The organism is Rhizobium sp. WSM409 (assembly GCF_057653825.1).
Genome location: NZ_JBYGKP010000006.1, coordinates 141517 through 164355 on the forward strand (window position 1 = coordinate 141517; position 22839 = coordinate 164355).

General features: G+C 61.8%; 19 protein-coding genes and 2 pseudogenes. 14 read left to right on the plus strand and 7 right to left on the minus strand.

What is annotated here, in order from left to right:
- Positions 1 to 181: 181 nt before the first annotated feature.
- Positions 182 to 922 carry a DUF4231 domain-containing protein gene (locus tag AC25BC_RS35050; RefSeq protein WP_164902379.1) on the plus strand — a complete coding sequence of 247 codons (741 nt, stop codon included), beginning with the start codon at positions 182 to 184 and terminating at the stop codon, positions 920 to 922.
- Positions 923 to 1045: 123 nt separating this feature from the next.
- Here the strand turns inward: AC25BC_RS35050 and AC25BC_RS35055 are convergent, their stop codons facing one another.
- Positions 1046 to 1228: a hypothetical protein gene (locus AC25BC_RS35055; RefSeq protein ID WP_164903002.1), complete on the minus strand. Its 183-nt coding sequence runs from the start codon at positions 1226 to 1228 to the stop codon at positions 1046 to 1048.
- A 645-nt stretch (positions 1229 to 1873) separates the two neighbouring features.
- Between AC25BC_RS35055 and AC25BC_RS35060 the strand changes: the two are divergent.
- The 3 genes and pseudogenes from AC25BC_RS35060 (at position 1874) to AC25BC_RS35070 (ending at position 5405) form a co-directional block, all read left to right on the plus strand.
- Positions 1874 to 2561 (plus strand): annotated as a pseudogene (locus AC25BC_RS35060) (response regulator).
- Positions 2562 to 2563: 2 nt separating this feature from the next.
- Entirely contained in the window at positions 2564 to 3853 is a 1290-nt protein-coding gene (locus tag AC25BC_RS35065; RefSeq protein ID WP_017997672.1) for a HAMP domain-containing sensor histidine kinase, read from the plus strand.
- A 118-nt stretch (positions 3854 to 3971) separates the two neighbouring features.
- Entirely contained in the window at positions 3972 to 5405 is a 1434-nt protein-coding gene (locus tag AC25BC_RS35070) for an efflux transporter outer membrane subunit (RefSeq protein WP_432431577.1), read from the plus strand.
- A 17-nt stretch (positions 5406 to 5422) separates the two neighbouring features.
- Here the strand turns inward: AC25BC_RS35070 and AC25BC_RS35075 are convergent, their stop codons facing one another.
- Genes AC25BC_RS35075 through AC25BC_RS35095 form a run of 5 tightly spaced genes read right to left on the minus strand, consistent with a single transcriptional unit; the run spans position 5423 to position 11333 of the window.
- Positions 5423 to 6259 (minus strand): HpcH/HpaI aldolase/citrate lyase family protein, encoded by an 837-nt coding sequence (locus tag AC25BC_RS35075; protein ID WP_128438967.1) that lies wholly within the window; start codon positions 6257 to 6259, stop codon positions 5423 to 5425.
- Entirely contained in the window at positions 6256 to 6708 is a 453-nt protein-coding gene (locus AC25BC_RS35080; protein ID WP_011654322.1) for a MaoC family dehydratase, read from the minus strand. The genes AC25BC_RS35075 and AC25BC_RS35080 overlap by 4 nt, the downstream gene beginning before the upstream one ends.
- Positions 6708 to 8573, minus strand: a complete 1866-nt coding sequence (locus tag AC25BC_RS35085) for an acetyl/propionyl/methylcrotonyl-CoA carboxylase subunit alpha (protein ID WP_128438966.1) — start codon at positions 8571 to 8573, stop codon at positions 6708 to 6710. Before AC25BC_RS35085 ends, AC25BC_RS35080 begins: the two co-directional genes overlap by 1 nt.
- 7 nt (positions 8574 to 8580) lie before the next feature.
- Positions 8581 to 10191, minus strand: coding sequence for a carboxyl transferase domain-containing protein (locus tag AC25BC_RS35090; protein ID WP_128438965.1), 1611 nt, complete (start codon positions 10189 to 10191; stop codon positions 8581 to 8583).
- Positions 10188 to 11333, minus strand: a complete 1146-nt coding sequence (locus tag AC25BC_RS35095) for an isovaleryl-CoA dehydrogenase (protein ID WP_128438964.1) — start codon at positions 11331 to 11333, stop codon at positions 10188 to 10190. The genes AC25BC_RS35090 and AC25BC_RS35095 overlap by 4 nt, the downstream gene beginning before the upstream one ends.
- Positions 11334 to 11501: 168 nt before the next feature.
- On the opposite strand from AC25BC_RS35095, the gene AC25BC_RS35100 reads away from it, so the two are divergent.
- A complete protein-coding gene (locus tag AC25BC_RS35100; RefSeq protein WP_011654326.1) occupies positions 11502 to 11762 on the plus strand; it encodes a type II toxin-antitoxin system Phd/YefM family antitoxin in 261 nt (86 codons plus the stop codon).
- Positions 11752 to 12170 (plus strand): annotated as a pseudogene (locus AC25BC_RS35105) (hypothetical protein). Before AC25BC_RS35100 ends, AC25BC_RS35105 begins: the two are co-directional and overlap by 11 nt.
- Here AC25BC_RS35105 and AC25BC_RS35110 read toward each other — a convergent pair.
- Positions 12144 to 13229 carry an AraC family transcriptional regulator gene (locus AC25BC_RS35110; RefSeq protein WP_128438963.1) on the minus strand — a complete coding sequence of 362 codons (1086 nt, stop codon included), beginning with the start codon at positions 13227 to 13229 and terminating at the stop codon, positions 12144 to 12146. The pseudogene AC25BC_RS35105 and the gene AC25BC_RS35110 sit on opposite strands and share 27 nt — an antisense overlap.
- An 83-nt stretch (positions 13230 to 13312) precedes the next feature.
- On the opposite strand from AC25BC_RS35110, the gene AC25BC_RS35115 reads away from it, so the two are divergent.
- The 8 genes from AC25BC_RS35115 (at position 13313) to AC25BC_RS35150 (ending at position 22615) form a co-directional block, all read left to right on the plus strand.
- The gene (locus AC25BC_RS35115) at positions 13313 to 14080 is read left to right on the plus strand and encodes a 3-hydroxyacyl-CoA dehydrogenase (protein WP_128438962.1); all 768 of its coding nucleotides are present in this window, start codon (positions 13313 to 13315) and stop codon (positions 14078 to 14080) included.
- A 23-nt stretch (positions 14081 to 14103) separates the two neighbouring features.
- Positions 14104 to 15291 (plus strand): acetyl-CoA C-acyltransferase, encoded by a 1188-nt coding sequence (locus AC25BC_RS35120; protein ID WP_128438961.1) that lies wholly within the window; start codon positions 14104 to 14106, stop codon positions 15289 to 15291.
- A gap of 16 nt (positions 15292 to 15307) precedes the next feature.
- On the plus strand, positions 15308 to 16435 hold the full coding sequence (locus tag AC25BC_RS35125) for an acyl-CoA dehydrogenase family protein (RefSeq protein ID WP_113544916.1): 1128 nt from the start codon (positions 15308 to 15310) through the stop codon (positions 16433 to 16435).
- A gap of 65 nt (positions 16436 to 16500) precedes the next feature.
- Positions 16501 to 17733 carry a thiamine pyrophosphate-dependent enzyme gene (locus AC25BC_RS35130; RefSeq protein WP_018071835.1) on the plus strand — a complete coding sequence of 411 codons (1233 nt, stop codon included), beginning with the start codon at positions 16501 to 16503 and terminating at the stop codon, positions 17731 to 17733.
- Between the two features lies 1 nt (position 17734).
- Positions 17735 to 18748 (plus strand): alpha-ketoacid dehydrogenase subunit beta, encoded by a 1014-nt coding sequence (locus AC25BC_RS35135; RefSeq protein ID WP_113544915.1) that lies wholly within the window; start codon positions 17735 to 17737, stop codon positions 18746 to 18748.
- A gap of 3 nt (positions 18749 to 18751) precedes the next feature.
- Complete coding sequence (locus AC25BC_RS35140) at positions 18752 to 19981, plus strand: dihydrolipoamide acetyltransferase family protein (RefSeq protein WP_128438960.1); 1230 nt, start codon at positions 18752 to 18754, stop codon at positions 19979 to 19981.
- A 5-nt stretch (positions 19982 to 19986) separates the two neighbouring features.
- On the plus strand, positions 19987 to 21384 hold the full coding sequence (gene lpdA / locus AC25BC_RS35145) for a dihydrolipoyl dehydrogenase (protein WP_128438959.1): 1398 nt from the start codon (positions 19987 to 19989) through the stop codon (positions 21382 to 21384).
- 349 nt (positions 21385 to 21733) lie between these two features.
- Positions 21734 to 22615, plus strand: coding sequence for an alpha/beta hydrolase (locus AC25BC_RS35150; protein WP_128438958.1), 882 nt, complete (start codon positions 21734 to 21736; stop codon positions 22613 to 22615).
- The last annotated feature ends 224 nt before the right edge of the window (positions 22616 to 22839 follow it).

Here is a 22839-nt window from a genome sequence, read left to right on the forward strand (position 1 = left end):
CCGCTGGCGATCAGCGTAGCCTGAAGCGACCGGATTGAAGAGGTGGAGGCTGCCCCGGCCCGCACATTAGCGAGAGGTGCCGGAAATTCGATCCGTAAAGTATTACTTCGCAAACATTACTTGCTTTCTGGCGTGGTAAAAGGTTGACTATGGTTAACCCTATAGTCTCGAGGATAGGATGATGGATTTGTTTAGAAGGGAGGGGGATGACCAGGCTCAACTGAAGAAAATGACACTAAATAGCAGATATAGAAATATAGCGGCGATGCTTTCGATTGCAGTGGTTGCCCTGTCTATATTCTTGATATCGATTGGCGCTTTAATTGAGTTTTTTCAACCCGCATTTTTGTCAAACGTCATTCTCGACGACGTCCCTTTGCACTACATCGCCTGGTTCATGATAACCTTCGGGATCACTATCGCCGTCATCAACGTGATTTTGGCGGCAAGGCGGGAGATCGAGCAAGAGACGGCCGAAAGCATGCTTCCATCGGACGCAGCCGAGATCAAAAGGCAGGCTTTGCGTGACCTTCGAACACATCGAAACGGCTATGCTCGTTCCTCCAGGGTTAATCAATATCTCTGGAATTTTCTCACCTTGGCGATCATCGTTTTGAGTGGCCTTTCATCATTGTTTTCGGCCTATGGACCGGTTGTCCCGAATTGGCTGCCAATGACCGCTTCCGCGCTCGTGGCGCTTTTCGGCGTCATAATGGTCCAATTTCGCGTCAGGGATGTCTGGCAATTGAGAGAGCAGGGCAGGATTGAAGCGGAAATGCTGGTCGCCGATGCGCATCTCATTGAGACGACAGACAACCTTGCAACGCTCAAACAGGTAGCCGCCCTCAGAAGGCGCGCCCATGCACTTGAGATGAAACAGCTCAACCAGCTCTTCGTGGAAACCACAGAAGCAAATCGGTAAGTCACTCTCGGCATATGGCGGGACCGTTCTTCTGAGCGGACATATGCCTCGTCGCTCGAGCACGTGTCGACTGACGCTCCACGACTTTGACAACGAACCGATGCCTCACGACGGTCCCTAGTGTCAGCGTTCGCCTTCTATTTCGGCCCTTCGCTCTGCGCCCGTGCCGCGCTCGATGGCTATTGCCGCCTTGCCGGCATTTGCTTCCTCGAGGCGATGCGCCGCAACCTCGTCTGCGTCGGTAGGCTTGTTTAACTGTTCGATCTGTCCGGTAAACACGCCCTGATCACCCGGAGCATCAATCACCCCGTTCCCCCAATGGAGATGTCTTCCAGGTGAGCATGACGCTCTATTGGAACGGTTTCTGCGCGTCCTGAGTGGATCCCGGGACTCAAGAAAGAAGCAATTGAGACATAGTTCTTTGAAGCAAGCTTCGATAACCACCGCCAAATCTCGACACAGATGACTTTCCGCTCCGCAAAGCGGCACCGCAGAATATTTCGATGTGCCTTGGACACACGACACTCCGGATCGAACTGAGGTCGAACTCTAATAGCTGTGTGGATGTTAAGCGCGGTTAAGGAAGTGTAAAGTTTGGTAAAGGTTCTCTCTGCGACACAGGCCAGGTACGCTGTTGGCCGAGAAAATGCAGGACGCGCAGGCGGCGCGGGGCCGCCTGCGGGGTAACGCGTCCCGCGGTCTCGTTCCGGGGGGGAATTCGACCGAAGAGGTGGTCAAAGGCATCGATGCCTTTTCCCGATCCGCGCCAACTCAACGAGGGATTGCGGGCCATGTCGCTGCAATCCGGTTTCAGCGCGTATTATGTCATGGCAGGATCAGTAGCGGGACGAACGTTAAGTGCGGTCAAGTTAGTGTTAAGTTAGGTAAAACTTGGCTGCGCGACTGTATTTGTGCTGTATGGCTTGCCGGGATTGAGAGCGGATAATGCGAATGAACAAGGTTCTCCTTATCGACGACGATGCCGAGCTGACGACGCTTCTGCAGGAATATCTGGTCGAAGAAGGATATGAGGTCGTCACGGATACAGACGGGCGCGCCGCCATTGCCGCGGCGGCCGGCAATACGGTTGATATTATCGTGCTCGACATCATGATGCCTCGGATGAACGGGATCGAGGTTCTGCAGAGGATCAGGAAGCTCAGCCAGGTTCCTGTGCTGATGCTGACCGCAAGGGGCGATGACGTCGACAGGATATCGGGTCTCAATCTCGGCGCCGACGACTATGTGCCGAAGCCATGCTCGCCGGGCGAACTTGCGGCGAGACTGCGCGCCATCCTCCGCCGGGCGGGCCAGCCGGCAGCCGGTGCTTCGATCGACATCATAAGGGCGGGAAAACTCGTGATCCATCCTGGCAGCAGGATCGCCGAATGGCGCGGCGAAATGCTTGGACCTGACCGGCACGGAATTCAGCCTGCTCGAGGTCCTCGCCCGCAGCGCCGGCCAGCTCGTGTCGAAGCAGGACATTTCGAAGCGGGCCTTCGGCAAGCCGCTGACCCCGTTCGATCGCCGGATCGACGTCCATATCAGCAGCGTTCGCCAGAAGCTCGGACTGAGGGAGGATGGCCAATCCTGGATCCAGTCCGTTCGCGGCCAGGGCTATCAACTTCTCGTGGACTGAGTATGCCCCGGCTTTTCTGGAAATTCTTCACGACGATCTGGTTGACGATGGCGGCAACCGTCGGCGTTATCATCCTGCTCGTCAATTTCCTCCAGGGCGTTCCTTTTGCGCGCGAACTGGAGGAAGAGCGGCGAGTGATTGCCCTGAATCTAACCGCAAACATGCTCGCCAGAGATGGCGAGGATGCTGCCGCGCATTTCGTGCGCGCAAGTGAAGAGACGCTACCATCTGGTCTGACGATCTCCAAAACGGCGAAAGCCGATGCCTGCGCGGTTCAAAAGACCGTCGACACACGATTCGTCCTGAAGGACGAGGTTTGCTACCAGATTTCCCTGCCGGCCAAGGCGACGTTCACGTTCGAGAACTTCGGTCCGTTCTTGCCGTGGCTCACGATCCTGATTTCGAGCACGATTTCGGCAGGTGCACTCGCCCGATATCTCATTCGTCCCGTGGTGCATCTGCGCGATGGCTTGAGCGCGCTCGCCCATGGCCGCTTCGATTTCCGCATCGGTGACAAGATGGCCGGCCGAAAGGACGAGGTTACCGCGCTTGCGCATGACTTCGATTCCAGCGCCGCCCGGCTTCAGGAGCTGCAGGATGCGCAGCAGAGGCTGTTCCATGATGTCTCCCACGAGCTGCGTTCGCCTTTGTCCCGCCTGCAGGCCGCCGTCGGCGTGCTCCGGCAGAGCCCGGCGAAACTCGGCGCCATGCTAGACCGCATGGACCGGGAGGTCGAACGGCTGGATGCGCTGGTCGGCGAAGTTCTGACGCTTGCCAGGTTGACTGCCGGATCCAGCCGGCCGCTGAAAACGCACGCTCTTGATGTCATCGAGCTGCTCAACGAAATTCTCGGCGATGCGGCATTCGAAGCTCAGGCGCGGGAGGTCTCAATCACAACCAGTGTCGAGGGCGTTTTCCGAGCCGAAGTCGAAGGCGAGCTCATCTACAGGGCGCTCGAAAACGTCGTCCGCAACGCCGTCAAGTACACAGCCGAGCATTCGCGCATATCCGTATCGTGCGAGACGACAGACGAGCGCCTCAAAATCTGTGTCACCGATCAGGGGCCAGGTGTCAGTCGAGACGAACTCGAACGGATCTTCCAGCCGTTCTCACGCGGAAACGAGGCTGTACCGAGAGGTGGATATGGCCTGGGTCTGGCCATCACCAGACAGGCCATCGAGCGCCATGGCGGGCGGGTACATGCGTCGTTGCCGGATGCCGGAGGTCTGGCAATCACCCTGGAGCTTCCCCGAAAGCCGACACTCTATGGTTCGGCTGACGACCAAGCCTGATCCGGCCCAGCGATTTTACCTAACTTTACAGTGTCTTTACCGCCATTAACGTTGGCGTCGCTAAGCCTGAACCCACGATCCCGGTTCAGAAAGCTCGCCCGTGAATCCGTCGCTCTGCATGAACCTATCATCGCTCCGCTACGCCGCATCGGCGGTCACGCTTCTGCTGGCAGGCTGCGTCAGCGGCCCGGATCACGTACCCCCAGAGATGCCGCTTCCTGCTAAATTCAAAGAGGGGAGTACCAAGAGCAACGGCGATGTCGTGGCGGCGCAGTGGTGGACGGCTTATCGTGACAAGCGGCTCGACGGCCTGGTGGCTCATGGCCGCAGCGAGAACCTTGATGTCCTGCAGGCGCTCGAGCGCATCAATTCGGCTTCCGCCAATGTCACGGTTGCCGCTGCCGGTGGCCTGCCGAGCCTCGATGTCGGCGCATCGCACACGGTATCCGGTGAGAAGGGTTCTGAGCGTACGACGATCGGTACCACGAATGAGACAGGTGGCGAGGCCAGCCCTTCCTGGCTGCTCGACATCTTCGGCCAGTACCGTCGCTCGAAGGAGAGTGCGATCGCCTCGCTGGGGGCCGCCTATGCAACGGCCGACAATGCAAAGCTCACCTTCCTGAAAGACCTGGTCGAGAGCTATATCGACGCCCGCTATTATCAGCAGCGCATCGCGCTTTCGCAGGCGAATTTGAAATCCCGCCAACAGACTTACGAACTCACGCAGCTGCAGCTCAAGGCGGGTGCGGCCTCCCGCCTCGACGTCGTTCAGGCCGAGGGTCTGGTACAGTCGACAAAGTCCGACATTCCTGGCCTCGAACAGAGCTTCACCGAATCGGGCCATCACATTGCCACTCTGCTCGGGATGCCGGCGGCCTCGCTGATGGGCGAACTGCAGAAAAGCGCCGGCCAGCCGGTTTTCCGCGGCGACATTCGGGCCGGCATTCCGGCCGATCTCATCCGCAACCGTCCCGATATCCGCAAGGCGGAACGCGAGCTGGCGGCGGCTGTCGCCGATATCGGGGCCGCGGAAGCCCAGCTCTACCCGTCGATCTCTCTATCCGGCTCGATCTCGCCGAGCTGGGTCAAATCATCCGGTGCAAGCGGCGGAACTCTGACCAGTTGGACCTTCGGGCCGACACTCAACCTGCCGATCTTCGATGGCGGCAAATTGCGTGCGAATGTCGACATCGAAAAATCCGATGCCAGGACCCAATATCTCGCCTGGAAAGCGGCGGTGCTGAACGGGGTCGAAGAGGTGGAAAATGCGCTGTCGGCTGTTCGCCGTGACACGCAGACGCTCGAACCGTTGCGCAGACAGGTGCAGACGGCACAGGAGTCGCTTGCGCTTTCGACCACGAGCTACAAGGATGGCGCCTCGTCATTGCTCGATGTCCTGGAGGCGCAGCGGTCGGTCTCCGATGCCCAGGAGAGCCTTGCCGACACCGTGCAACAGGTTGCCAAGGACTATGTGGATCTCTACGTCGCCATCGGTGCCGGCTACCTCAACCGAGAGAACGCCGCCTCCAAGCACACCGCAAAGGCGGGCTGATTGGTGGCGCATTTGCTCTATCGCCCGGCCACATCGAGAATGCGGGTCGCGAGCTTGAGATGCGGCAGGTCCAGCATGCGCCCGTCGAGCTGGATGACACCCGCGTCTGGGCTGGCGGCGAAGGCGGCGGCGACTTTCTCGGCCCAGGCGATCTCGGACGGATCCGGCGTGAAGGTGTGATTGATCGTTTCGATCTGGCTCGGATGGATGGCCATCATGCCGGAAAAGCCGTCGCGCCGGGCTCGGCCGACATAGGCCCTGAGACCGTTGAGATCGTGGAAATCGGGATAGACGGTGTCGATTGCCGGAACGGCGGCGGCATGGGCTGCGAACAGCGTGAGCGAGCGGGCAAGCTCGTAAGGCGGCGTGTAGCGGCCATCCGTCCTCCGCGCGGTCGTAGCCCCCATCGCGGCAGGCAGATCCTCAGCACCCCAGGTCAGGCCGCAGAGGCTGGTCGCGACATTCCGGTAGCTGCCGATCTCGAAGATCGCGGATGGCGTTTCGGTTGCGATCGGCAAGATGGGCATTGCAGATGCAAGAGAGCCTGCAAGCTTCAGCACCGAAGCGGCACCCTCGGCCTTCGGCAGCACGATCGCAAAAGGACGAAGGCCGCTCAAAGCGGCAAGGTCGCCTTCGAATTCTGGCGAGGCGAGGGGATTGATGCGGATCAGGAGAGCGGTCTCGCCGGCATGATGCAGGACGAACTCGTGCACTCTCTCGCGCGCTTTCGGCTTGTTTAGGGGCGCAACCGAATCTTCCAGGTCGAGAATGACGGCGTCGGCGCCTGAGGCGAGCGCTTTTTCGAAACGCTCCGGCCGGTCACCGGGCGCAAAGAGCAGCGAGCGCAGCCTCATGACGGTTTCACCTTCAGCATTGCCGTGCGCAGGCACTGGCAGACGATCTCGCCGCGCTGGTTCAGGGTGATATGCCGGAAGGTGACGATGCCGGCATCGGGGCGGGAGTTCGAGCGACGCAGCTCCATCACTTCCGTTTCCACCCGCAGCGTATCGCCGATGAAGACCGGCTTTGGCATCGTTACCTTGTCATAGCCGAGATTGGCGACGAGCGTGCCGAGCGTTGTGTCGCCGACCGAAAGGCCGACGGTGAGGGCAAAAGTGAAGGTGCCGTTGACGACGATCCGGCCGAATTCGGTGCCGGCCGCATAGTCGGCATCGAGATGCAGCGGTTGCGGATTGTGGGAGAGCGTCGTGAACAGCAGATTGTCGGTCTCGGTGACCGTGCGGCGGATGTCGTGGGCGATGCGGTCGCCGACCGTCCATTCGTCGAAATAACGGCCGGCCATCAATCCTGCTCCTTCACAATGCTGACGACCAGCTGGTTTTCCGAGACCCTGATCCCCGAGGAAACCTGCAGCTTTTCGACGATGCCGTCGAAGGGCGCACGCAGAGAATGTTCCATTTTCATCGCTTCGACCGTTAGCAGGCGGTCGCCCTTGGCGACACGATCGCCGTCGGCGACATCCACCGAAATGACGAGGCCGGGCATGGGCGACAGGATCGCGCCATCGCCGGCACTCTGACTTGCCTCGACCTCGCTGGCGACGGGCAGGCTGATCGGCCAGGCATTGCCGGCCTCGAAAAGCACCGTGGTTTCACCGATCGTGATGGTATTGGCCTCAAACTCCGGACGCGATTGCCCCCAATGGAGGTGATCGCCAATACGGATGCGCACCCTCTTGTCCTCTGCGCCGGCGATGCGGAACCCGGTCAGCGCGGTCCAGGGATTACCATCGGTGTTCTTTAAAAGCGCCGTGGCCGCGCTATCGATTGCAGTTTCGCTCGGCTCCGTCGCCACAAGCCTTTCGTCATGACGATCGAGAAAGCCGGTATCGATCCGAGCTGCGCGAAAATCCGGATCGATGGCGATGCGGGCGAGAAGACCGGCATTGGATCTGACCGGCCACACCTCGATGCCAGCGCAGGCGGCTGCGAGCTTCGAAAGTGCGGCCTCGCGGTTCGGCCCATGCGCAATGATCTTGGCAATCATCGGGTCATAGAAGGCGGTGATTGCATCGCCTTGTTCGACGCCGCTATCGACGCGGACTGTTTCTGGCAGGCGTAGATGTTCGAGCCGGCCGATCGACGGCAGATAGCCGGCGGCAGGATTTTCGGCATAGAGCCGGGCTTCGAAGGCCCAGCCGTTCATGGCGATCTCGTCCTGCATTTTCGGCAGGGGTTCGCCGCTAGCGACCTTCAACTGCCAGAGCACCAGATCCTCGCCAGTAATTGCCTCGGTGACCGGATGTTCCACCTGCAGGCGGGTGTTCATCTCCATGAACCAGATGCGATCTTCGCGAAGGCCTTCCGAGGCATCGGCGATGAATTCGATGGTGCCGGCGCCGACATAATTCACCGCTCTTGCGGCTTTCACCGCCGCATCGCAGATCACTGCCTGGGTGGCGGCATCGAGACCGGGGGCAGGGGCCTCCTCGATGACCTTCTGGTGACGGCGCTGCAGCGAACAATCGCGTTCGAAGAGATGAACGCAATTTCCGAGCTTGTCGGCGAAAACCTGCACCTCGATATGGCGCGGATTGGCGATATAGCGTTCGATCAGAACGCGGTCATCGCCGAAGGCGGCAGCCGCCTCACGGCGGCAGGAGGCGAGAAGTTCGGCGAAATCCTGTGGGCGATCGACGCGGCGCATGCCCTTGCCGCCGCCACCAGCGACCGCCTTGATGAGCACGGGATAACCAATGATATCAGCCTCGGCCGTCAGCCTCTCTTCGCTCTGGTCCGCGCCCATATAGCCGGGGGTCACGGGCACGCCTGATGCCTGCATCAATTCCTTGGCTGCGTCCTTGAGCCCCATTGCCCGGATGGCGGCAGGGGGCGCGCCGACCCAGATGATCCCGGCCTTTTCCACCGCTTCGGCAAATCCGGCATTTTCCGAAAGGAAACCGTAGCCGGGATGGATCGCGGCAGCGCCGGTTTTCCGGGCGGCATCGAGGATGCGTTCCTGCGAGAGGTAGCTTTCGCGGGCCGGCGAGGGGCCGATGGCGATCGCCTCGTCCGCCTCCCTGACGAAGGGGAGGCCGGCATCGGCCTCGGAATAGACGGCGATGGTGCGGATGCCGAGCATCTTGGCCGTGCGGATGATGCGGCGAGCGATTTCGCCCCTGTTGGCAATGAGAAGGCTTTCCATCATCGGCGCCTCACATCCTGAACAGGCCGAAGCGCGGCCCTTTCGGGATCGGCGTATTCAGGCAGGCGGAAAAGGCAAGGCCCAGCACGTCCCGGGTCTGGCGCGGATCGATGATGCCGTCGTCCCAGAGGCGAGCCGTGGCATAATAGGGATTGCCCTCGGCCTCGTAGCCGGCGCGGATCGGCGCCTTGAAGGCCTCCTCCTCTTCAATTGGCCAATTCTCACCGCGCGCCTCCGTGGAGTCTCGGCGGATCGTGGCGAGCACCGAGGCCGCCTGTTCGCCGCCCATCACGCTGATGCGGCTGTTCGGCCAGGTGAAGAGAAAGCGCGGGCGATAGGCGCGGCCGCACATGCCGTAATTGCCGGCGCCGAAGCTGCCGCCGATGATGACCGTGACCTTCGGCACGCTCGCGGTCGCAACCGCCGTCACCAGCTTTGCCCCATCCTTGGCGATGCCGCCGGCCTCATAACGGCCGCCGACCATGAAGCCGGAGATGTTTTGCAGGAAAAGCAAAGGCACGCGGCGCTGGCAGGCAAGCTCGATGAAATGCGCGCCCTTCAGCGCGCTTTCGGAAAACAGCACGCCGTTATTGGCGATGACGGCGACGGGCATGCCCCATATGCGGGCGAAGCCGCAGACCAGCGTGGTGCCGTAGAGCGGCTTGAACTCATGCAGTTCCGAGCCATCGACGATCCGGCCGATGACCTCCCGCACATCATAGGGCGAGCGCACATCCCCCGGGATCAGGCCGCAGAGATCCTCGGGATCGAGTTTGGGCGGCCGTGGCTGCTGCAGGTCGATATCAATGGCCTTCACGCTGTTGAGAGTGGCTGCGATATCACGCACGAGCAGCAGCGCATGCTCGTCGTTTTCGGCGACATGATCGACGACGCCGGAGCGACGGCCATGGGTTTCGGCGCCGCCGAGCTCTTCGGCTGAAATGATCTCGCCGGTCGCGGCCTTCACCAGCGGCGGGCCGGCGAGGAAGATCGTGCCCTGATTGCGCACGATGACCGTCTCGTCGGACATGGCGGGCACGTAGGCGCCGCCGGCGGTGCAACTGCCCATCACGCAGGCGATCTGCGGGATTCCCTCGGCGGACATCTGCGCCTGATTGTAGAAGATCGCGCCGAAATGATCGCGGTCGGGAAAGACCTCGGCCTGGTGCGGAAGATTGGCGCCGCCGCTATCGACGAGATAGATGCAGGGCAGGCGGTTCTGCATGGCGATCTCCTGCGCCCGCAGATGTTTCTTCACCGTCATGGGGAAATAAGCGCCGCCCTTCACCGTCGCGTCATTGGCGACGATCATCACTTCGCGGCCGGACACGCGGCCGATGCCTGATATGATGCCGGCGCCGGGCGCCTCGTCATCATACATGCCGTTGGCGGCCAGCGTGCCGATCTCCAGGAACGGGCTGCCGGCATCGATGAGCAGCTGGATGCGATCGCGCGGCAGCAGCTTGCCTTTGCCGGTATGGCGCTCGCGCGCCGTTTGCGATCCGCCCTCGCGCGCTTTCGCCGAACGATTGAGGAGTTCGTCGATCAGGGCTTTATTCTTGCTGGCATTGGCCTTGAAGCTGTCGCTGTCGCGATCGATCGCAGTTGAAATCACCGTCATGATGCAATGAGCTCCCGGCCGATCAGGTAGCGGCGGATCTCATTGGTGCCGGCGCCGATATCGTAAAGCTTGGCGTCGCGCAAAAAGCGTTCGACCGGCCATTCCTTGGTATAGCCGGCGCCGCCGAGCGCCTGGATCGCTTCCAGCGAGACCTTCACGGCGTTCTCGCTGGCGAAAAGGATCGCGGCAGCAGCATCCGTGCGCGTCGCGCGGCCGGCATCGCAGGCGCGGGCGACGGAATAGACATAGGCGCGCGCCGAATTCAGCGCCACATACATGTCGGCGATCTTGCCCTGCATCAGCTGGAAATCGCCGATCGCTTTGCCGAATTGCTTGCGATCGCGCACATAGGGCAGCACGACATCGAGGCAGGCTTGCATGATGCCGAGCGGCCCGCCGGCAAGCACGGCGCGCTCATAATCGAGGCCGGACATCAGGATCTTCACGCCTTCGCCTTCCCTGCCCATCAGCGCCTCGGCCGGCACCGCGCAATCCTCGAAGACCAGTTCGGCCGTATCGCTGCCGCGCATGCCGAGTTTGGAAAGCTTCTTGGAGACGCTGAAACCGGGCAGGCCTTTCTCGATGATCAAGGCGGAAATGCCTTTCGGGCCGGCCGCGGGATCCGTCTTGGCATAGACAACAAGCACATCGGCATGCGGCGCGTTGGTGATCCAGAATTTGGTGCCGTTCAGAACATAGCGGTCGCCTTTTTTCTCGGCACGCAACCGCATGGAGACAACATCGGAACCGGCGCCGACCTCCGACATGGCGAGCGAGCCGACATGTTCGCCGGAGATCAGCTTCGGCAGATAGCGGCGCTTTTGTTCCGGCGAGGCCCAGCGGCGGATCTGGTTGACGCAGAGATTGGAATGGGCGCCGTAACTGAGCCCCACGGAGGCCGAGGCGCGCGAAACCTCTTCCATGGCGACGACATGATCGAGATAACCAAGACCGGCGCCACCGAATTCTTCCTCGACCGTGATTCCATGCAGGCCGAGCGCACCCATCTCGGGCCAGAGCTGGCGTGGAAACGTGTTGCTTTCGTCGATCTCCGCGGCCAGCGGAGCAATATGATCGGCAGCAAACCGCGCCGTCGTTTCACGGATCGCGTCCGCGGTTTCGCCGAGCGAAAAATCAAACATGGCACTCCTCCCGCTGAAATATGTAGCGCGGGTTGCGGCGGGGTCAAAGTGCCCTTGAATGATGCGGCCGAAGAGCCTTGCGAATTCTTGTTGAGGGCGCGTGAGCGTCATTTTCTTGAAAATATGGAAAATATGGAATATATGGAAATTAAATCGGAGACGATAATCATGCGACAGTTCACGACAGGTGATCTCAATAAACAGATTGGTGATGTCACCGATGTCGCGAGCCGCGAGCCGGTTATTCTTACCCGCCACAACAAGCCACGTTTCGTGCTGATGAGCTATGAGCACTATCAGCGAATGCGCAGCGGCGGGGATCCGCGTCGTGCCCATCACATTTCGGAGATGCCGGACGAGCATGCCGAATTGTTCGACGAGGCGATTGAGCGGCTGGCGCGCGGTGAAAGCTACGACGATGAACCATGAGTTTCGTCCTGGCGAGGTGATAACCTATCCTTATCTCTGGGCATGGCAACAGCAGCGTGGTGAGACCGAGGGCGCAAACAGCGCCCAGTCTGTGTCGTCATCGCGATCCGCAGTGCAAGCGATGGAAACACCCATCTCGTCCTTCTGGCAATCACCACACAGCCGTCGGAAGCGGGAAGGGTTGCGCTGGAAATTCCCGATATCGAACGCCGGCGCGCCGGTCTCGGTCATCTCAAACAGAGTTGGATCGTCGTCGACGAATACATTTACGATATCGTCGAGCGATCCTGGTACCTCGAGCCTCATCAGGCGGTTCTTGGTCGCTTCAGCAAGTCCTTCATGATGAAGATTGCCGCCATGTTCGCGAAAGCGCGAGGCCAGTCAGGGCGGGTCAACAGATTCGACTGACATGCCCTCGATTTCCGCTCCGTCCCGCCGAAAGGCTTCGGGGCTCTTGTCCATCCATTTTCGGAAGGCCCGGAAGAAGGCGCTCGGCTCGGAATAGCCGAGCTGCACGGCAATCTCGCCGATGGTCTTCGGCGTGTTCAGCAGCAGTTCGACGGCGAGGTCGCGACGGATGTCGTCCTTGATGGCGGCATAGCTTTGTCCCTCGTCGCGCAGGCGGTGGCGGAGTGTGGAGGGCGGCATGCGCATATCGGCGGCAAGCTTGGCGAAGTTCGACCAGGCAGCCGGCGTGGCCAGATTCAGTCGGCGGCGGACGGCGGCGGCGATACCGGCATCATAGCGATAGCGCACCAGAATATTGGCGGGCGCGCCGCGCAGGAACTGTTTGAGCGCCTGTTCGCTGCGCGCCACCGGCAGGTCGAGCAAGGCACTGTCGAAGCCGAGCCGGCTGATGGCTTGCGAGAAACGCACAGGGGCGCCGAAGAAGAGCCGATAGTCGGCGCCTTGTTTGGGTTCCGCGCAGCGGAAATCGACGAGCCGGATCGGAATGCGCCGGCCGACCAGCCAGCAGATGATGCCGTGCAGGATGATCCAGTAGGTGCGGTAGGCGAAGCCCGAACGTGGGCTGCCGGCATCGCTGAGCTCGATCTCGGCCAGACCGTCGCGGATGACGAGCCGTCCCCGGGGATCGTCGAGCACGACATCGAGGAAGCGCAACGCCCGGCGGAGCGCCTGACCCAGCGTCGGCGCATGTAGCACAGAGTGGCAGAGCAGCGTGAAGCTGCCGCTGCGCATCGGCCGTGCGCCCATGCCGAAGAATTCATCGTCGAGCTCGGCGGCGATCGCCAGCCAGAGCGCGCCATAGGTTTCTGCCGAAACCGGCTGATCGACCGGAGATGCCAGGCCGACGCGGGCAAGGATCCGCGCCGTCGGCTTGCCGAGCCGCCGCAGGCTGTCGAGTGCCTCCTCCACGAAGCCCGGCGCGATCATGCGTCGTTCGATCTCGGCCATTCCATCCTCGCTATGGCAAAACTGGCCGAAATAATGGAGCAATTCTGTCATCGCTTGCAATAGGTGGAGCGAATAGAATCGTGTCCGTCGGTTGCGCTTGGAGGGGGGTGTGGTCGGCAGGGAGGAAGAGATTCATGCTGATCCGTGGAGCAAGTTTCATCGTGACCGGCGGCGGCTCCGGCTTGGGTGCGGCAACAGTGCGCGCGCTTGTGGAGGCCGGCGGGCGCGTGACGATTGCCGATCTCAATATGCAAGCGGGCGAAGAGATTGCCCGGGAATTCGGAAGCGATGCCTGCTTCCTCAAGGCCGATGTGACCGATGGCGAGGAGGCGGCGGCGGTGGTTGCCGCTGCCGTCGAAGCCTTCGGCAGCCTGCGCGGATTGGTGAATTGCGCGGGCGTGGCGCCGGCCGAAAAGGTGATCGGCCGCGACGGGCCGCATCGGCTGGAGAGTTTTGCGCGCACGGTCGGCATCAATCTCATCGGCACGTTCAACATGATCCGGCTGGCCGCCGCAGCGATCCAGGCTACCGAGCCGGATGCGGAAGGCGAACGCGGCGTCATCGTCAATACGGCCTCGGTTGCCGCCTTCGATGGTCAGATCGGTCAGGCAGCCTATGCCGCCTCCAAGGGCGGGGTGGCGGCGATGACCTTGCCGATCGCCCGCGAGCTTGCCCGTCACGGCATTCGGGTCGTGTCGATCGCGCCCGGCATTTTCGAGACGCCGATGATGGCCGATATGCCGGCCGAGGTTCAGGCGGCGCTCGGTAAGAGCGTGCCCTTTCCACCACGGCTCGGCCGGCCGGCGGAATTTGCCGGGCTGGTGCGCCATATCTTGGAAAACAACATGCTGAACGGCGAGGTCATCCGCCTCGACGGCGCATTACGGATGGGCGCGCGCTGAGCGCGTTGCCCAGAGGAGGAAATATGACATTACAGGATCCCATCGTCATCGTCGGTGCAGCGCGCACCCCGATCGGCAGTTTTCAGGGAGAGCTGAAGGAGGCGACGGCGCCGGAACTGGGAGCAACGGCGATCCGCGCGGCGTTGCAGCGGAGCCTTGTCGAGGCCGAGGCGATCGAGGAGGTCGTCTTCGGCTGTGTGCTGCCGGCGGGGCAGGGACAGGCGCCGGCGCGTCAGGCGGCGATCCATGCGGGTCTGCCCTTCGCCACGGCGGCCAGCACCGTTAACAAGATGTGCGGCTCGGGCATGAAGGCGGTGATGATGGCGCATGACCTGATCGCCGCCGGCAGCGCTTCTGTAGCGGTTGCAGGTGGCATGGAAAGCATGACCAATGCGCCCTATCTCCTTGACAAGGCCCGTGGCGGCTACAGACTCGGTCATGGGCGTGTCGTGGATCACATGTTCCTCGACGGGCTGGAGGATGCTTATGACAAGGGGCGCTTGATGGGCAGCTTCGCGGAGGATTGCGCCGAGGCCTATCAGTTCACGCGCGAGGCGCAGGACAACTACGCCATCGCCTCGCTGACGCGGGCGCAGAAGGCGATTGCCGAAGGTTGTTTCGAAAGCGAGATCGCGCCGGTTACGGTGAAATCGGGCAAAGCCGAGCAGGTGGCGAGCTGCGATGAACAACCCGGCAAGGCGAAGCTTGACAAGATCCCGACGCTAAAGGCCGCCTTCCGCGACGGCGGCACGGTGACCGCCGCCAATTCCAGCTCGATCTCCGATGGCGCGGCAGCCCTGGTGCTGATGCGCCGTTCCGAGGCGGAGCGCCGCGGCCTCAAGCCGCTCGCCACCATCCTCGGCCATGCCACGCATTCGCAGGCACCCAATCTTTTCGCCACGGCGCCGATCGGCGCGCTGCAGAAGCTGTCCGATCGCACCGGCCTGCCGCTGTCGGAGGTCGATCTGTTCGAAATCAACGAGGCTTTCGCCGTCGTCGCCATGGCGGCGATGCGCGATCTCAACCTGCCGCATGAAAAAGTGAATGTGCATGGCGGCGCCTGCGCGCTCGGCCATCCGATCGGCGCATCGGGGGCTCGCATCCTGGTGACGCTGCTTGCAGCACTGGAGCGATACGGTCTGAAGCGCGGCATGGCCGCGCTCTGCATCGGCGGCGGCGAGGCGACCGCCGTTGCCATCGAACGGCAATAGGAGAGGGAGAGAACAGATGATCCTTTCCGACCTCCAACAGCAAATCTCAGATCTCGCCCGCGACTTTGCCCGCGACCGGCTGGCCCCTGGGGCAGCCAAACGCGACCGGGAACATCTCTTCCCGCGCGAGGAACTGAAGGAAATGGGCGAACTCGGGCTGCTCGGCATGCTGGTGCCGGAAGCCTATGGCGGATCGGATACCGGTGTGGTCGCCTATGCCGCCGCACTCGAGGAGATTGCCGCCGGCGACGGACCGTGTTCAACGATCATGAGCGTGCATAGTTCGGTCGGCTGCGTGCCGATCCTGAAATTCGGTACCGAGGAGCAACGGCAGCGCTTCCTGCCGAAACTGGCCAGCGGTGAATGGATTGGCGGCTTTGCGCTCACCGAGCCGCAGGCCGGTTCCGATGCCTCCAACCTGAAGACCCGGGCGCGGCGTGACGGTGACCATTACGTGATCGACGGCTCCAAGCAATTCATCACCTCTGGCAAGAACGGCAATGTCATCATCGTCTTTGCCGTGACCGATCCCGATGCCGGCAAGAAGGGTATCACCGCCTTCATCGTGCCGACGGATACGCTGGGCTATGAGGTGATCCGCGTCGAGGAAAAGCTCGGCCTGCATGCCTCCGATACCTGCCAGATTGCCTTCAACGGCATGCGCATCCCGGCAGAACTCAGGCTCGGCGCGGAAGGCGAGGGCTATCGCATTGCGCTCGCCAATCTCGAGGGCGGGCGGATCGGCATCGCGGCGCAGGCCGTCGGCATGGCGCGGGCGGCCTTCGAGGCAGCGCGCGACTACGCCAGGGAGCGTACGGCCTTCGGCAAGCCGATCGTCGAGCACCAGGCCGTGGCCTTCCGCCTTGCCGATATGGCGGTGCGGATCGAGGCGGCGCGGCAGCTCGTTTTTCATGCTGCCTCCCTCAGGGAAGCCGGATTGCCCTGCCTGTCGGAAGCCTCGATGGCGAAGCTCTTTGCCTCCGAGATGGCCGAGCGCGTCTGTTCCGACGCGATCCAGATCCATGGAGGTTATGGCTACATGGCCGATTATCCGGTCGAGCGCATCTACCGCGATGTGCGCATCTGCCAGATCTATGAAGGAACAAGCGACGTGCAGCGCATGGTGATCGCCCGCAATCTATAAGAACCACATCCGACCCTGCTTCCGGAGGAGAGGAGCAGGGCCGGCAAAGGGAGGAAAGAAAAAGCATGGTGGATTCCGCTCGGTTGAGCCTGCATGTTCCCGAACCCGCCGTTCGCCCCGGCGGTCAGCCCGATTTTTCCAACGTCAAGATTGCCAAGGCTGGTTCCGTGCCGCGGCCGGAGGTAGATGTCGCATCCGAAGATATCCGTGACCTCGCCTATTCCATCATCCGCGTTTTGAACCGCGAGGGCGAGGCGGTCGGTCCCTGGGCAGGGTCGCTCTCCGATGAGGCGTTGCTGACCGGGCTTCGCAACATGATGAAGCTGCGCGCCTTCGACGCCCGCATGCTGATGGCGCAGCGGCAGGGCAAGACCTCCTTCTACATGCAGCATCTCGGCGAGGAAGCCGTCAGTTGCGCCTTCCGCAAGGCGCTCGAAAAGGGAGACATGAATTTCCCGACCTATCGCCAGGCAGGTCTGCTGATTGCCGACGACTATCCGATGGTCGAGATGATGAACCAGATCTACTCGAACGAGAGCGATCCGCTGCGCGGCCGGCAACTGCCGATCATGTATTCCTCCAAGGAGCACGGCTTCTTCACCATCTCGGGCAATCTCGCCACCCAATATGTGCAGGCTGTCGGCTGGGCGATGGCCTCGGCGATCAAGAACGACAGCCGCATTGCCGCGGCCTGGATCGGCGACGGATCGACGGCGGAATCGGATTTCCACTCGGCGCTCGTTTTCGCCTCGACCTACAAGGCGCCTGTTATTCTCAACATCGTCAACAATCAGTGGGCGATCTCCACTTTTCAGGGCATCGCCCGCGGCGGTTCCGGCACCTTCGCGGCGCGCGGCCTCGGCTTCGGTATTCCGGCGCTGCGTGTCGACGGAAACGACTATCTCGCCGTCCATGCCGTCGCCCACTGGGCGGCCGAGCGCGCGCGGCGCAATCTCGGCCCGACGCTGATCGAATATGTGACCTATCGCGTCGGCGCCCATTCGACTTCCGACGATCCGAGCGCCTATCGGCCCAAGACGGAATCGGAGGCCTGGCCGCTCGGCGATCCCGTGCTGCGGCTGAAGAAACATCTGATCATCAAGGGCGCATGGTCGGAAGAACGGCATGTGCAGGCCGAAGCCGAAATCATGGACGAGGTGATCGAGGCGCAGCGCCAGGCAGAGGCGCATGGCACGCTGCATGCCGGCGGCAGGCCTTCGGTGCGCGACATTTTCGAGGGCGTCTATGCCGAGATGCCGCCGCATATCCGCCGCCAGCGACAGAAGGCGGGGTACTGATATGGCCAGGATGACGATGATCGAGGCCGTGCGCAGCGCCATGGACGTCTCGATGGCACGGGACGACAATGTCGTCGTTTTCGGCGAGGATGTCGGTTATTTCGGCGGCGTCTTTCGCAGCACCCAGGGCCTGCAGGCAAAATACGGCAGAACGCGCTGCTTCGATACGCCGATCAGCGAATCCGGCATCGTCGGCACGGCGATCGGCATGGCGGCCTATGGGCTGAAACCCTGTGTCGAAATCCAGTTCGCCGATTACATGTATCCGGCCTATGACCAGCTGACGCAGGAGGCGGCGCGCATCCGCTACCGTTCCAATGGCGATTTCACCTGCCCGATCGTCGTGCGCATGCCGACAGGCGGCGGCATTTTCGGCGGCCAGACGCACAGCCAGAGTCCGGAGGCGCTTTTTACCCATGTCTGCGGGCTGAAGGTGATCGTGCCGTCCAATCCCTATGATGCCAAAGGCTTGCTGATCGCGGCGATCGAGGATCCCGACCCGGTCATGTTTCTTGAGCCGAAGCGCCTCTATAACGGCCCCTTCGACGGCCATCACGAGCGGCCGGTGACGCCCTGGTCGAAACATGACCTCGGGGAGGTGCCTGATGGCCATTACACCATCCCGATCGGCAAGGCCGAAGTGCGGCGCGCCGGATCGGCGGTGACGGTCGTCGCCTACGGCACCATGGTACATGTGGCGCTTGCTGCGGCCGAAGATGTCGGCATCGATGCCGAGGTGATCGATCTCAGAAGTCTGCTGCCGCTCGATCTCGATACGATCGTCAAATCGGTCTCGAAGACGGGACGCTGCGTCGTCGTGCATGAGGCAACCCTGACATCCGGCTTCGGCGCCGAGGTCGCAGCACTGGTGCAGGAGCATTGCTTCTATCAGCTCGAAGCGCCGGTGGTGCGTGTTGCCGGATGGGACACGCCCTATCCGCATGCGCAGGAGTGGGACTATTTCCCCGGTCCCGGCCGTGTCGGGCGGGCGCTTGCCGAAGTCATGGAGGCCTGAGCCATGGGCGAATTCATCATCAAGATGCCGGATGTGGGGGAAGGGGTCGCCGAGGCCGAGATCGTAGAATGGCACGTGAAGACGGGAGATCCCGTCCGCGAGGACATGGTGATCGCCGCGGTCATGACCGACAAGGCCACCGTGGAAATTCCGTCTCCCGTCAATGGTACCGTCACCTGGCTTGCCGGTGAAGTCGGAGACCGCATCGCGGTCAAGGCCCCGCTGGTACGGATCGAGACGGCGGGAGATGTCGGCGAGGTTCAGTCTGCAGGGATTTCGCAGACGCCGATTGCCGGAACTCCCAAGGCCGAGATTGCAAAACCTGCTCCGCCAGCGCCAACTCCCGCGCCGGCGCCGGCGGAAAAGCCGCTTGCCGCGCCCTCCGTGCGGCTCTTCGCCAGGGAAAGCGGTGTCGATCTCAGGCAGGTGCAGGCGACCGGACCGGCCGGGCGTATCCTGCGCGAGGATATCGAGCAATTCCTAAACCATGGGACCGCGCCTGCAACGGCAAAGAACGGTTTTGCCAGGAAGACGGCGACCGAGGAGATCAAGCTGACCGGCCTGCGCCGCCGCATTGCCGAGAAGATGGTGCTTTCCGCCTCGCGCATCCCCCACATCACCTATGTGGAGGAAGTGGATATGTCCGCGCTCGAGGAGTTGCGCGCCACCATGAACGGCGATCGCAGGCCTGATCATCCGAAGCTGACGGTTCTGCCCTTCCTGATGCGGGCGCTGGTCAAGGCGATTTCCGAGCAGCCTGACGTCAACGCCACCTTCGACGACGATGCCGGCATCATCACGCGCTATAGTGCCGTGCATATCGGCATCGCCACGCAGACGCCGGCCGGTCTGACCGTGCCGGTGGTGCGGCACGCGGAAGCCCGCGGCATCTGGGATTGCGCCGCCGAGATGAACCGGCTGGCGGAAGCGGCGCGATCGGGTACTGCGACACGCGATGAGCTTTCCGGCTCCACCATCACCATCAGTTCGCTCGGTGCGCTTGGCGGCATCGTCTCGACACCCATCATCAATCATCCCGAAGTGGCGATTATCGGTGTCAACAAGATCGCCACGCGACCGGTCTGGGACGGCGCGCAGTTCGTGCCGCGCAAGATGATGAACCTCTCCTCCAGCTTCGATCACCGCATCGTCGACGGCTGGGATGCGGCAAACTTCGTCCAGCGCATCCGTACGCTCATCGAAACGCCTGCGCTCATTTTTATCGAAAGCTGAGATCCATGAAAGAGATCGTCTGCAAGCTCCTCGTCATCGGTGCCGGTCCGGGCGGTTATGTCTGCGCCATTCGCGCCGGACAGCTCGGCATCGATACCGTCATCGTCGAGGCCGGCAAGCCGGGCGGCACCTGCCTGACGGTCGGCTGCATTCCCTCCAAGGCGTTGATCCATGCGGCCGAGGAATTCGATGCGACGCAGAAGATGCTTGCCGGCAAGAACCCGATGGGCATCCGCGTCGAAGGCGCCTCGATCGATCTCATGAGGACGATTGCCTGGAAGGACGGGATCGTCGGCCGGTTGACAACCGGTGTTTCGGGGCTGCTGCAGAAGGCGCGAGTCAAGATCGTCCACGGCCGAGCCCATTTCCGCGATGGCAAGACGGTGGAGGTGGAGACGGAAACCGGCCAGCAGATCATCCGCGCCGAGACCGTGGTGATCGCCACCGGTTCGGATCCGGTGGAGCTTGCGAACCTGCCTTTCGGCGGCCGCGTGATTTCCTCGACAAAGGCACTGTCGCTGACGGAACTTCCGAAAAAACTCGTCGTCGTCGGCGGCGGTTATATCGGGCTGGAGCTCGGGACGGCCTTTTCCAAGATGGGGTCTGATGTGACGATCGTCGAGGCGACGCCACAGGTGCTGCCGCAATATGATGCCGAGCTGGTACGCCCCGTCATGCGCAAGTTGACCGAAGGCGGTATCCGGGTGTTGACGGCTGCGAAGGCGATTGGCCTTGCCGACAATGGAGAGGCATTGATCGTCGAAACGGCTGATGGCCGGCAGCAGACCCTGCCGGCGGACCGCATCCTCGTTACCGTTGGCCGCCGCCCAAGAACCGCAGGATCCGGTCTCGAAGAGCTCGATCTCGATCGTGCCGGGCCTTATCTGAGGATCGACGACCGCTGCCGCACGTCCATGCGCGGGATCTATGCGATCGGAGACATAACCGGCGAGCCGATGCTTGCCCATCGGGCCATGGCGCAAGGCGAGATGGTGGCGGAAATCATCGCCGGGAAGAAGCGGGCCTGGGACAAAAGATGCATTCCCGCCATCTGCTTCACTGACCCGGAGATCGTCAGCGCCGGCCTGTCGCCGGCGGAGGCGAAGGCGCAAGGCTACGAAATTCGCACCGGCCAGTTTCCGTTCAGCGCCAACGGGCGGGCGATGACGATGCTGTCCGAAGAGGGCTTCGTGCGCGTCGTAGCCCGGGCCGACACCAATCTCGTGCTCGGCCTGCAGGCGGTCGGAGCCGGGGTTTCCGAACTCTCGGCGGCTTTTGCGCTGGCCATCGAGATGGGTGCACGCCTGGAAGACATCGCCGGCACCATCCACGCGCATCCGACCCGCAGCGAAGCGGTGATGGAGGCGGCGCTGAAAGCTTTGGGAAGCGCGCTGCATATCTGAGGTAGACCCGATCCGGATACCGACTATCCTGGAAAGTGTCGTGTTTGAGTGGAGCGGTAGCTCTGCAGTCCCAACGGCTCTTCTACCAAGCCCCTAACGTGTGGTTCCCGCTGCTGCCTCGGGGTTGCAAATTTGGGAGAATTGGGAAACAGACGTCGGCTGAGCGGTGTTCGGAGATGTTTGAATTGGGGCCCTGTGAATTCATCCGTGGGATCGAAATGCGGCTCGATAGCTCCGGGTCTTCAAATCATGTCCGGACGAGGTTAGATCCTCTTTAAGCGTTCACCGGTGAACCGCACCGACAGCAATTTCCCTTCACCTATTCTCCCAACCATCAGAAAACTTTCTCATGACCAATCCCATCAGCGTCTATTCGATGCCCGGAACGTTTTTTTTCGATCTGGCTCCTGCTGCGGGCGGCGAGCCCTATCGCATATTCCTTTCCATTCCGGTGGAGAAACCGCCGGCGGGAGGATGGCCGCTTCTCGTCATGACCGACGGCAACGCCACTTTCCCCTTCGCGGCCGCCAGCTTGGTCACGCAGGCACCTTACCCCACGGGAACGAATGTCGGTTGGGGGGTGATCGCGGCGATCGGCTACCCCTCCGACGAGCCCTATGATCCGCTTCGCCGGTCTTGGGACCTGGGGCCGCCGCCGGTCAAATCCTATCCGCCGTTCGTTGAGGGCGGCCCGCCGGTTGTCATCGGAGGAACCGGCAAGCTGGTGGATTTCATCGAAAACGAGCTTATCCCGCGGATTGCAGAGATGGTGATCCTGGATCCGATGCGCCGATCGCTTTTCGGACATTCTTTCGGCGGCCTCTTTACTCTCTATGCCCTGTTCGAGCGCCCCGGTCTGTTTGCAAATTGGATTGCGGCCAGCCCAACCATCTATTGGGAGAGCAGTGAAATCCTCAAGAATGAGGCGCAGCGTCAAGACGCGCCCGGGAATGCACCCTTCCTGCATTTGTCCGCCGGAGAATATGAAGGCGATGAGCTGGCACCCTTCCAGTACCGGAACGAAGATGCCACTGCACGCCTGGAGAAGAGGAAGACGGAGCGGACCGTCCTCCTGGCGCGGGAGATGGCGGAGCGATTAAACGGCACTGCCGACGGATTGCGTACCGAATTCGAGCTCTATGCCGGCGAGACCCACATGTCCGTTCTTGCGGCGGCCGTGAATCGTGCGGTTGGCATCGCATTCGCCGTCCAGAGTTTGACCGACATGTGACGCTCTCTGCAGCGGCCTCATCGGTGCGTAGATCCGGCGGTTAGACGATCGTCCTTGAGACGAAACATCCTCGTGCGTGCACTCGTCAAGGCCGACCCCACAGGGGCGTTTCAGGATTACATCGTCTCTCCGTGCCGCCCCTAAACCTCATGGTCCCGACCAGGAGCAAATATGGTCACGAAAGGGTGATTATTAAGTTGACTCCAATTCTCCTGTTTGAGTAA

Bases quoted from the DNA above. Each gene is read 5' to 3' on its own strand.
- AC25BC_RS35050 (WP_164902379.1), top strand. From the start codon at position 182: ATGGATTTGTTTAGAAGGGAGGGGGATGACCAGGCTCAACTGAAGAAA.
- AC25BC_RS35065 (WP_017997672.1), top strand. From the start codon at position 2,564: ATGCCCCGGCTTTTCTGGAAATTCTTCACGACGATCTGGTTGACGATG.
- AC25BC_RS35070 (WP_432431577.1), top strand. From the start codon at position 3,972: ATGAACCTATCATCGCTCCGCTACGCCGCATCGGCGGTCACGCTTCTG.
- AC25BC_RS35075 (WP_128438967.1), bottom strand. From the start codon at position 6,259: ATGAGGCTGCGCTCGCTGCTCTTTGCGCCCGGTGACCGGCCGGAGCGT.
- AC25BC_RS35080 (WP_011654322.1), bottom strand. From the start codon at position 6,708: ATGGCCGGCCGTTATTTCGACGAATGGACGGTCGGCGACCGCATCGCC.
- AC25BC_RS35085 (WP_128438966.1), bottom strand. From the start codon at position 8,573: ATGATGGAAAGCCTTCTCATTGCCAACAGGGGCGAAATCGCTCGCCGC.
- AC25BC_RS35090 (WP_128438965.1), bottom strand. From the start codon at position 10,191: ATGACGGTGATTTCAACTGCGATCGATCGCGACAGCGACAGCTTCAAG.
- AC25BC_RS35095 (WP_128438964.1), bottom strand. From the start codon at position 11,333: ATGTTTGATTTTTCGCTCGGCGAAACCGCGGACGCGATCCGTGAAACG.
- AC25BC_RS35100 (WP_011654326.1), top strand. From the start codon at position 11,502: ATGCGACAGTTCACGACAGGTGATCTCAATAAACAGATTGGTGATGTC.
- AC25BC_RS35110 (WP_128438963.1), bottom strand. From the start codon at position 13,229: ATGACAGAATTGCTCCATTATTTCGGCCAGTTTTGCCATAGCGAGGAT.
- AC25BC_RS35115 (WP_128438962.1), top strand. From the start codon at position 13,313: ATGCTGATCCGTGGAGCAAGTTTCATCGTGACCGGCGGCGGCTCCGGC.
- AC25BC_RS35120 (WP_128438961.1), top strand. From the start codon at position 14,104: ATGACATTACAGGATCCCATCGTCATCGTCGGTGCAGCGCGCACCCCG.
- AC25BC_RS35125 (WP_113544916.1), top strand. From the start codon at position 15,308: ATGATCCTTTCCGACCTCCAACAGCAAATCTCAGATCTCGCCCGCGAC.
- AC25BC_RS35130 (WP_018071835.1), top strand. From the start codon at position 16,501: ATGGTGGATTCCGCTCGGTTGAGCCTGCATGTTCCCGAACCCGCCGTT.
- AC25BC_RS35135 (WP_113544915.1), top strand. From the start codon at position 17,735: ATGGCCAGGATGACGATGATCGAGGCCGTGCGCAGCGCCATGGACGTC.
- AC25BC_RS35140 (WP_128438960.1), top strand. From the start codon at position 18,752: ATGGGCGAATTCATCATCAAGATGCCGGATGTGGGGGAAGGGGTCGCC.
- lpdA (WP_128438959.1), top strand. From the start codon at position 19,987: ATGAAAGAGATCGTCTGCAAGCTCCTCGTCATCGGTGCCGGTCCGGGC.
- AC25BC_RS35150 (WP_128438958.1), top strand. From the start codon at position 21,734: ATGACCAATCCCATCAGCGTCTATTCGATGCCCGGAACGTTTTTTTTC.